At 71.9% G+C, this 6501-nt stretch carries 5 protein-coding genes; all 5 read right to left on the bottom strand.

All coding sequences use genetic code 11. The features are described from left to right. Positions 1 to 462: 462 nt before the first annotated feature. Positions 463 to 1077 (bottom strand): hypothetical protein, encoded by a 615-nt coding sequence (locus tag AOK23_RS41960; protein ID WP_055717645.1) that lies wholly within the window; start codon positions 1075 to 1077, stop codon positions 463 to 465. Positions 1078 to 1219: 142 nt separating this feature from the next. Continuing rightward, a complete protein-coding gene (gene ahcY, locus AOK23_RS41955; RefSeq protein ID WP_055717644.1) occupies positions 1220 to 2677 on the bottom strand; it encodes an adenosylhomocysteinase in 1458 nt (485 codons plus the stop codon). Positions 2678 to 3051: 374 nt separating this feature from the next. Continuing rightward, positions 3052 to 4029 (bottom strand): cation diffusion facilitator family transporter, encoded by a 978-nt coding sequence (locus AOK23_RS41950; protein ID WP_055717643.1) that lies wholly within the window; start codon positions 4027 to 4029, stop codon positions 3052 to 3054. A 166-nt stretch (positions 4030 to 4195) separates the two neighbouring features. Beyond that, positions 4196 to 5347, bottom strand: coding sequence for a mannose-6-phosphate isomerase, class I (gene manA, locus AOK23_RS41945; RefSeq protein WP_055717642.1), 1152 nt, complete (start codon positions 5345 to 5347; stop codon positions 4196 to 4198). Positions 5348 to 5401: 54 nt separating this feature from the next. Further along, the coding region (locus AOK23_RS41940) for an SIS domain-containing protein (protein WP_063791504.1) at positions 5402 to 6501 on the bottom strand (1100 nt) is incomplete at its 5' end.

The following is a 6501-nucleotide window of genomic DNA, read 5'->3' as shown; positions in this document are numbered from 1 at the left end:
GCGGCGCGGCCGCCGGTAGGGCCCGGGTATCCGGTGCCGCCTGCCGGGGGCTTCGCGCCCGCGAGCGGGGCGGCTGCTCCCGGTGTGCCGACACCTGGCCCTGCCGCCGCGCCACCGGTCGCCCCCGCCGCCCCCGGCACTCATGCGGCTCCCCCTCCTGCCTCGCCGGCTGCGCCCGGAGCCTCCGCTCCCGGCGAGGCGTCGCAAACGCCGCCTGCCGAGCGGCCGAGCACCGGGTTCGCTCCACCCGCCTAGTGCTGTGACCGGAANNGTACTGGATGTACTCGGGTCATGCGACAACGCCGCGAGGTGCCGTGCCGGGCGTCGCGAGCCGGTGAACCTTTCCGGTCACAGCACTAGGTACTCCCTACCGGGCCAGCCGTCGCCACCAGGTGCCTGACTACCCCGTCGGGCACGGCCGTTGCCGTGGGCGCCCGCCCTCCACCTCTCAGCCGACCCCCGTCAGGCGAACGTCGACGGCGGTGATTCCAGGTGTTCCAGCTCCACCCCGGGGGCCGCTAGGACCACGTCGCCCGCGATGTGAACGGTGTGCTGTTCGCCGGTGTCCAGGGCTGTGACCTGGTATTCGTCCACGGTCAGGGGGTCGTTGTCAGTGGCGTGTGCTTCTCTTGCGATCAAGGCCCAGGACTGGTCCACGGTGCGCGGGGCGAGGACCGGGTCGGTGAAGGCGACGAGGCGTACGCGGGTCGCGGGCTCGGAAGGGGTGAGGCGCAGGAGACGGGCGGTGGCGATGAGGAACGCCGGGGAGGTGCCGGTGAAGGCGTGGGCGCGGACATTGCCTTCGGTGGCGTGCGTGCCGGTGGGGTCGGTGCGGACCCAGGTGACGCCGTCGAGGGCGGCGCCGCGGACCTGCCAGCTCGCGGCGTGGAGTTCGAGGCGGAGGGGGCGGCCGAGTTCGTCGAGGGCGAGGTCGACGGAGCCGGTGTGGTCGCCGGAAGGAGCGGTCAGTTGGGACACATAGCGCCAGCCGGAGGGGCCCGGCGCGCAGTGGAAGTGTTCTTCGGCGAGGAGGGTGTGGTCGTGCGGGTCATGAAGCGAATACCGGCCGCGGGGCATGGGCGTCCTGAGTCGTGACGGGCTGATCCGGCCGACGGGCGTGCCACGGGCCGAACGGGCAGGCCCCCGGCACGGGGGTGCGGGGGCCTGCCTGTGAGCTGCCGCGGGAGTGCGTCAGCGGATGTGCGTGATCAGTACCTGATCAGTAGCGGTAGTGGTCCGACTTGTACGGGCCCTCGACCTCTACGCCGATGTAGGCGGCCTGCTCCGGGCGGAGCGTCGTGAGCTTCACGCCGAGCGCGTCGAGGTGAAGGCGGGCGACCTTCTCGTCGAGGTGCTTGGGCAGCGTGTAGACGCCGGTCGGGTACGCGTCGGGCTTGGTGAACAGCTCGATCTGGGCCAGGGTCTGGTCCGCGAACGAGTTGGACATCACGAACGACGGGTGGCCGGTGGCGTTGCCCAGGTTCAGCAGACGGCCCTCGGACAGGATGATGATCACCTTGCCGTCGGGGAAGGTCCAGGTGTGGACCTGCGGCTTGACCTCGTCCTTGACGATGCCGGGGACCTTGGCGAGGCCGGCCATGTCGATCTCGTTGTCGAAGTGGCCGATGTTGCCGACGATGGCCTGGTGCTTCATCTTGGCCATGTCGGAGGCCATGATGATGTCCTTGTTGCCGGTCGTGGTGATGAAGATGTCGGCCTTGTCGACGACCTCGTCGAGGGTCGTGACCTGGTAGCCGTCCATGGCGGCCTGGAGCGCGCAGATCGGGTCGATCTCGGTGACGATGACGCGGGCGCCCTGTCCGCGCAGGGACTCCGCGCATCCCTTGCCCACGTCGCCGTAGCCGCAGACGACGGCGGTCTTGCCGCCGATGAGGACGTCGGTGGCGCGGTTGATGCCGTCGATCAGGGAGTGGCGGCAGCCGTACTTGTTGTCGAACTTCGACTTGGTGACGGCGTCGTTCACGTTGATCGCCGGGAAGAGGAGGATGCCGTCGCGCTGCATCTCGTACAGGCGGTGGACGCCGGTGGTGGTCTCCTCGGTGACGCCGCGGATCTCCGAGGCGAGCTGGGTCCACTTCTGGGAGCCCTCGGTGATGGTGCGGTGGAGGAGTTCCAGGATGACGCGGTGCTCGTCGTTCTCGGCGGTGTCGACGGAGGGGACCTCGCCGGCCTTCTCGTACTCGACGCCCTTGTGGACGAGGAGGGTGGCGTCACCGCCGTCGTCGAGGATCATGTTGGGGCCGCCGGTGGGGCTGTCCGGCCAGGTCAGCGCCTGCTCGGTGCACCACCAGTACTCCTCCAGGGTCTCGCCCTTCCAGGCGAAGACCGGGACGCCCTGCGGGTTGTCCACGGTGCCGTTCGGGCCGACGGCGATGGCCGCGGCGGCGTGGTCCTGGGTGGAGAAGATGTTGCAGGAGGCCCAGCGGACCTGGGCGCCGAGGGCGACCAGGGTCTCGATGAGGACGGCGGTCTGCACGGTCATGTGCAGGGAGCCGGTGACGCGGGCGCCGGCGAGGGGCTGGGCCTCGGCGTATTCCTTGCGGATCGCCATCAGGCCGGGCATCTCGTGCTCGGCGAGGGTGATCTCCTTGCGGCCGAACTCGGCCAGGGAGAGGTCGGCGACCTTGAAGTCCTGTCGCTGATCGACAGTCGTCATTAGGAGCTGCTCCTCGGTGTCGGGTCGAGGGTGGGTAGGGCTGGTCTGCGCGGCGGCGGACACAGGGGTGCCCGAAGAGGACACAGGCATGCCCGCGTGCGCGCAGCGCAGTCCGTCGGAGGCCCTCTCTCCCTCGGTCGGTCCTCGGTGGGACCGCCCGACCGCCATCAGCAGCGACGTCTGGCTCCGTCCCAAGCTACACCGGTCGACCCGTGCGACCCCAGTCCGCCTGGAGATGGATCAGGCCTTCACCGAGGGGCGGCGGAGGCTCGTAGGGCCCTGGCCTGGGGTATCGGCGGTGCGGCCGCGCGTGGCCTGTGACGGGAAAGGGCCCGCCGTGTGATGCGGCGGGCCCGGTCCTGCGGGTGCGTGGGTCAGTGCTCGGCGGTCGGGACGGGGCCGCCGGGGCTGGCGTCGGCGTCGGGGCCCTTGGCGGCCTCGGCCTCGCTGTAGATGTCGGGCTCCAGGTAGATGACGCGGGCGATCGGGACGGCCTCGCGGATGCGGGCCTCGGCGGCGTTGATGGCGTTCGCCACCTCGGCGGCCGTGTCGTCGTGCTGGACGGCGATCTTGGCGGCGACGAGGAGCTCCTCGGGGCCGAGGTGGAGGGTGCGCATGTGGATGACGCGGGTGACGGTGTCGCCGTCGACGACGGCCGCGGCGATCTTCTCGACCTCCTCGGCGCCGGCGGACTCGCCGAGGAGGAGGGACTTGGTCTCGGCGGCGAGGATGATCGCGATGAGGATGAGCAGGACGCCGATGCAGAGGGTGCCGATGCCGTCCCAGACACCGTCGCCGGTGAGCAGGGCGAGGCCGACGCCGCCGAGGGCGAGGATCAGGCCGACGAGCGCGCCGAGGTCCTCCAGGAGCACGACGGGCAGCTCGGGGGCCTTGGCGTGGCGGACGAACTCCGTCCAGGACTTCTTGCCGCGGAGGGTGTTGGACTCCTTGATGGCGGTCCGGAAGGAGAACGACTCGGCGATGATCGCGAAGACGAGGACGCCGACCGGCCAGTACCAGGCCTCGATCTCGTGCGGGTCCTTGATCTTCTCGTAGCCCTCGTAGAGGGCGAACATGCCGCCGACGGAGAAGAGGACGATCGAGACGAGGAAGGCGTAGATGTAGCGCTCGCGGCCGTATCCGAAGGGGTGCTGCGGTGTGGCCTCGCGCTTGGCCTGCTTGCCGCCGAGGAGGAGCAGGGCCTGGTTGCCGGAGTCGGCGAGGGAGTGCACGGACTCGGCGAGCATCGAGGACGAGCCACTGAAAAGGAACGCCACGAACTTCGCTGCCGCGATGGCGAGGTTGGCGCCGAGTGCCGCCACGATCGCCTTGGTGCCGCCTGACGCGCTCATCTGTCCGGGGTGTCCCTTCGCCTACGCATGTGTCTGTGCGTGGGCATGGGTACCCACGCTTCCGTCCGTCACCGGCCGGGCTTTGCCCGCCTTTTGCAGGGGGCATTGTTGCAGCCCGGTCCGGTGTCGGTGCGCCGGGTCGTGGATCAGGAGGGGGTCACGCCGTTCATGCGACCACCGTGGCGCGGAAGACGGTGCCCGGTCCGGACACCTCGGCCTTCTCGTCGGCCGGTACGAACACGGACTGGCCGGGGGTGAGGGTGTGTTCGCCCGCCCGTACCGAACCGGCCGTGCAGAGCAGGATCTGCGGGGTCGGGAGGGTGAGGTCGTGCGGGGCGGTGGCCTCGGGGAGGACGTAGCGGGAGAGGCGGAACTCGTCGATGGGGGTCGCGTAGACCTCCTCGCCGTCGGGGGCGGCCTCGGGGCGCAGGACGCCCGGGTCGGTCGCCTCGAAGCGGACGACGCGCAGCAGTTCGGGGACGTCGACGTGTTTGGGGGTGAGGCCGCAGCGCAGGACGTTGTCGGAGTTGGCCATGATCTCCACGCCGAGGCCGTCGAGGTAGGCGTGCGGGATGCCGGCGCCGAGGAAGAGGGCCTCGCCGGGCTGCAGGCGTACGTGGTTGAGCAGCATCGCGGCGATGACGCCGGGGTCGCCCGGGTAGTGGTGGGCGATGTCGGCGTACGGGGCGTAGTCGCCGCCGAGGCGTGCGCAGGCGGCCGCGGCCTCGGTGACCGTCTCGGCCATCGCATCGGGGTCGGCGCTCAGGACGGCCGTCAACACCTCGCGCAACGCGGCCTCCTCGGGGTGGGCGTGCAGCAGGTCGACGTACGGCTTGAGGGAGTCGACGTCGAGGGCGGCGAGCAGGTCGGCGGCGCGCAGCGGCTCGCGGAAGCCGCAGAGGCCGTCGAACTCCGTGAGGGCGCAGATCAGTTCGGGCTTGTGGTTGGCGTCCTTGTAGTTGCGGTGGCCCGCGTCGATCGGGATGCCGCGGCTCTCCTCGTCCTCGTAGCCCTCCCTGGCCTGCTCGAGGTCGGGGTGGACCTGGAGGGAGAGGGGGGCGCCGGCGGCGAGGATCTTCAGCAGGAACGGCAGGCGGGGGCCGAACTTGGCGACGGTGCGGGGGCCCAGCTCGCGTTCGGGTGCCTCGTCGATCACCTCGGTGAGGGGGCCGCGCACGGTGCGCGAGGGGGCGCCGGGGTGGGCGCCCATCCACATCTCCGCCTGCGGTTCGCCGGTGGGGGCCACGCCGAGGAGGTGCGGGATGGCGGTGGTCGAGCCCCAGGCGTAGGGGCGGATGGTGTTGTCGAGGCGGTCCATGGTGTGTGTTCTTCTCCGTACGCCGTTCGGGGGTCTGCCGGGGCCAGGTAAAGATCAGGCTCCCGAGGCGAGCGACAGGTAAACGGCGGCGAAATCCGTGATGGCGATCATCTCCGCGAGGGTCTCCAGGTCGCTGCCCTCCTCGGGTTCCAGCTCGCTGATCGCGGTCTCGTGGCCGAGGGCCAGCTCGCGGGCGGCCGAGGCGGCGCTCAGTCCGTCGGTGGGCCGGTCGCGCAGGAGAAGCACGCGCGCGTGGAGGGCAGGTGGCTCCTCGACGCGGTCGCGGAAGAAGGCCTCGGGGTCGGCGCTCGCGGCCAGTGGGCCGGACAGCACCACCGCGTGCGAGGCGAGGGCCTCGGGGAGCTGTGCGGCGAGGGCGGGGCGGCCCGCGAGCTCGGCGAGCGCGGAGGCGAAGCGGCGGCCCACGGGGCCCGCGGCCTGGCCCTCGGTCCAGATCAGCGGGAGCGCGTCGGCGAACTCGGCGGCGAGCGTCTTGGCGGGGTTGCTGTACGTGGCGATGGCGGGGCCGCAGCGCTCGGCGACCTGGTCGAGGCGGTCGGCGACCTTCGCCAGGGCGTCCGGGTCGGCGGCGACGAGGCCCATGCGGTCGAGGAGCGCCAGCATCGGGGTGAGCAGGGCCCACAGGATGCCGGGGGCGGCGGCGCCGAGGGGCACCTCCAGCTCGTACGGGGCGGTCGCCATCGGTACGAACAGGCCGTGGGCGCCCGCCATCGCGTCGGCGACGGGGGTGCGGGGCGGGGCGACGGCCACGACGGTGCAGCCGCGGCGGTAGGCCTGGTCGACCAGGAGCGACAGGCCGGGTTCGGTGCCGTCGGCGGTGGCGATCAGGAGGAGGTCGACCGAGCCGGCCCAGCCGGGGAGGTCCCAGCGGAGGGCGCCTCCGGCGGGGGCCACGCCGGTGGGGTGGATGCGGGTGATCGGGCAGCTGGAGCCGGCGAGGGCGCCGAGCAGGTCGGCGACGCCGGCGGGGGCCATGCCGGGGCCCGCGATCATGAGGGCGCGGGGGCGGCCGTCGGGTTTGAGGTCGGCGATGCCGGCCTCGGTGCCGAGGCGGATGGCGGTGCGGACCCGGGCGCCGGCCTCGGCGGCGCCGCGGAGCAGGCCGCCCCGGTCGGCCTCCGACAGTGCGTCGG

Source organism: Streptomyces torulosus (genome assembly GCF_001419765.1).
Taxonomy (GTDB): Bacteria; Actinomycetota; Actinomycetes; order Streptomycetales; family Streptomycetaceae; genus Streptomyces; species Streptomyces torulosus.
The sequence above is the reverse complement of the archived record's forward strand: the minus strand, read 5'-3'. Positions and strand labels throughout refer to the sequence as shown.